At 75.3% G+C, this 996-nt stretch carries 2 protein-coding genes; both read left to right on the top strand.

The features are described from left to right. The coding region (locus tag ESO86_RS19545; RefSeq protein ID WP_165308353.1) for a hypothetical protein at positions 1 to 544 on the top strand (544 nt) is incomplete at its 5' end. Positions 545 to 666: 122 nt separating this feature from the next. Next, positions 667 to 996: helix-turn-helix domain-containing protein (locus tag ESO86_RS17635; RefSeq protein WP_165308355.1), on the top strand; the 330-nt coding region annotated here is incomplete at its 3' end.

The following is a 996-nucleotide window of genomic DNA, read 5'->3' on the forward strand; positions in this document are numbered from 1 at the left end:
CGTGCTCGACGCGGGCGCGGCCATCGCCGAGGCGCTGCGCGCTCCCGCGTTCGCGCTGCGCGTGCTGGTGGACCGCCAGCTCGTCCTCGCCGCGTGGGACGGCTCCGACGAGCTGGGTCGCTACTCGAGCGATCCGTCGCGCGAGCCGGGCGCCGACGAGGAGGTGCTCGACGAGCCCTTCGGCGCCGAGCACGCTGCGGCGTTCGCGACGGCTGCGGGCGCTCCGGAGTCGGCGGACGAGTTGGAGCAGGTGCTCGCCGAGACGCTCGACTCCGACAGCGTGTTCGAGTCGGAGCGCCTCGCGCACGTGCTGGCCCTCCTCGGGATGCCGGGATGGATCGTCGCGTCGGCCTCGCTGCCGAAGGACGTCCCGACCGGGCCCGACGCCCGTGAGTTCGTCCGCCTGGGCGCGGGCTCGACCGGAGCGTCGGGCATCGTGCGCGGGTGGATGACCGGGCGCGTGCGCCGACGCACGCCGCCGCCGCCGGCGCTCGCCGACCCTCCGCGGGCGGACGATCCCGGCATCGACCCCTGGCTGCTCTGAGACCTCGATCCCGCAGGGCCGCGAGTCGCGGAACTCCTCGTTCGGGATTCGCGCTGCGACGCCGGTTCTGCTGAGAGCGGATCGCCCTGTCGTGGTCACGGCCGCGTGCGTAGCCTCGGCTCATGGGCGAGACGATCGAGTTCCCCGGAGCCGCCGCCGGCCGGCCGCGACGCACGAGGCCGCTGTGGCGCGACGTGCTCGGCGAGGTGCTCCGCGACGAGCGCCGCGAGCAGGAGCGCATCCTGACCGAGGTCGCGCGCACGGCGGGCGTGTCGCCGCAGTACCTGTCCGAGGTCGAGCGCGGCCGGAAGGAGGCCTCGTCCGAGGTGCTCGGCGCGGTCGCCGACGCGCTCGGCCTGGAACTCGTCGACGTCGTGGGCCGCGTCGCCGGTCGACTCGCGGTGCGCGGACCCGTGCGGGACGAGCACCGTCGCGGCGCGAGATCGATTCCA

The organism is Agromyces binzhouensis (assembly GCF_004135055.1).
Lineage (GTDB): Bacteria > Actinomycetota > Actinomycetes > Actinomycetales > Microbacteriaceae > Agromyces > Agromyces binzhouensis.